General features: G+C 69.3%; 4 protein-coding genes. All 4 read left to right on the plus strand.

Annotated features, from left to right (window positions below):
* On the plus strand, window positions 1-238 hold a 238-nt coding region (locus ACTS11_RS06915; protein WP_442639596.1), incomplete at its 5' end, for an NnrU family protein.
* A 4-nt stretch (window positions 239-242) separates the two neighbouring features.
* The gene (locus ACTS11_RS06920; RefSeq protein ID WP_442639597.1) at window positions 243-446 is read left to right on the plus strand and encodes a DUF1737 domain-containing protein; all 204 of its coding nucleotides are present in this window, start codon (window positions 243-245) and stop codon (window positions 444-446) included.
* Between the two features lie 15 nt (window positions 447-461).
* Window positions 462-1,502: a MaoC family dehydratase gene (locus ACTS11_RS06925; protein WP_442639598.1), complete on the plus strand. Its 1,041-nt coding sequence runs from the start codon at window positions 462-464 to the stop codon at window positions 1,500-1,502.
* Between the two features lie 111 nt (window positions 1,503-1,613).
* Window positions 1,614-1,989 (plus strand): DoxX family protein (locus ACTS11_RS06930; RefSeq protein WP_442639599.1); only part of this gene is annotated, 376 nt, incomplete at its 3' end.

The following is a 1,989-nucleotide window of genomic DNA, read 5'->3' on the forward strand; positions in this document are numbered from 1 at the left end:
CTGGGCCGTGGCGCACCTCCTCGTGAACGGCGACCTCGCGTCGATCCTGCTCTTCGGCGGGCTCCTCGCCTGGGCGGTGGTCTCGGTCATCCTCATCAACCGGGCCGAGCCGACGTGGCAGCGCCCGGCGAACGCCAGCGTGAAGAACGACGTCATCGCCTTCTTCGTGAGCCTCGTGCTCTACGGGGTGGTCGCGGCGATCCACACCTGGCTCGGCTACTACCCTTTCCCGGCGTGAGACCATGAAGATCTACCGACTGATCACCGAGGACGACACCTCGGCCTTCTGCCACAAGGTCTCGGAGGCGCTGTCGAAGGGCTGGGAGCTGCACGGCGACCCGGTGATGTCCTTCGACGCGGCGCGCGGCGTGATGCGCTGCGGGCAGGCCGTGACCAAGGAGATCGACACGCCCTATTCGCCCGACATGAAGCTCGGGGCGCAGTAGATGCCGAGGGACGCCATGACCGCCACCAAGACCAACCCGGGACGCTTCTTCGAGGACTACCGCGTCGGCGAGGTGATCGAGCATGCCGTCCCGCGCACCGTCTCGGGTGGCGAGCGCGCGCTCTATCATGCGCTTTACCCCGCGCGCCACGCGCTGCATTCCTCCGACGAGTTCGCGCGCGCCTGCGGCCTGCCGGAGAGCCCGCTCGACGACCTCGCGGCCTTCCACATCGTCTTCGGCAAGTCGGTCCCCGACATCTCGCTGAACGCCGTCGCGAACCTCGGTTATGCCGAGGCGCGGTGGCTCAGGCCCGTCTACGCGGGCGACACGATCCGCGCCTCCTCGCAGGTGATCGGGCTGAAGCAGAACTCGAACGGGAAGACCGGCGTGGTCTACGTGCGGACCACGGGGCGGAACCAGCACGGGCTGCCGGTGATGGAGTTCGCCCGCTGGGTCATGGTGCGCAAGCGCCACGCGGAGGCGCCGGCGCCGGAGACGGTGCTGCCCGACCTCGCCGACGCGGTCGCGCCCGAGGCCCTCGTGATCCCGGGCGGGCTCGACTTCTCCGCCTACGACTTCGTTCAGGCCGGTGAGCCGCACCGCCTCTCGGACTACGCGTTGGGCGAGATCATCGATCATGTCGACGGCGTGACCATCGAGGAAGCCGAGCACATGATGGCGACGCGGCTCTGGCAGAACACGTCCAAGACGCATTTCGACGCCACCCCCCGCGAGGACCGCAAGCGCCTGATCTACGGCGGCCACGTCATGTCGATGGCCCGCGCGCTCAGCTTCAACGGGCTCGCGAACGCGCAGGTCATCGTCGCGATCAACGGCGGCAGCCATGCCAACCCGTGCTTCGCGGGCGACACGGTGCGGGCCTGGTCCGAGGTGCTGGACACCGCGCCGACGCAGGCGCCGGGCGTCGGCGCGATCCGCCTGCGTCTCGTGGCGGTGAAGGACGGGGCGACAGTTGGCGCGTTGCGCAGCGGGGACGGCAAGTATCTGTCCGACGTGCTGCTCGACCTCGACTACTGGGCGCTGATGCCGGTTTGAAGCCCGCGCGCAGGTTCTGCGCATCATCGCGCAGAACCTGGCGTTGAGAGACCGAACAGTGCGCGATATCCGGATGGCCATCCAAGGCACACCATCCCGGAGACGCACATCATGTCGACCCTCACCACCGATTCCGCGCGCGGCGCGCTGTCCCTGCCCGACCTCCGCTCGGCCCACTGGCTCCTGCGGCTCTCGGTCGCCGGAACATTCATCTACCACGGCCTGACCAAGTTCCCCGCCCTCGAGGCCGGGGCGCAGTTCATGGGGCTTCCGCTCTGGCTCTGGACGCTCGTCGCCGTGGTCGAGGTCGCGGGCGGCCTCGCGCTTCTGGCGGGCGGCGCGCTCCGGTCGCAGGCGGGCGACCTCCTGACGCGCGCGGGCGGCGTCTCGGTCGTCGCGATCATGCTCGGCGCCATCGCGCTGGTGCATTGGGGCCAGTGGAGCAACATGCCCTCCGAGACGCACCCCGCGGGCGGGATGGAGTTCC

Source organism: Roseicyclus sp., from assembly GCF_052168335.1.
Taxonomy (GTDB): Bacteria; Pseudomonadota; Alphaproteobacteria; order Rhodobacterales; family Rhodobacteraceae; genus Roseibacterium.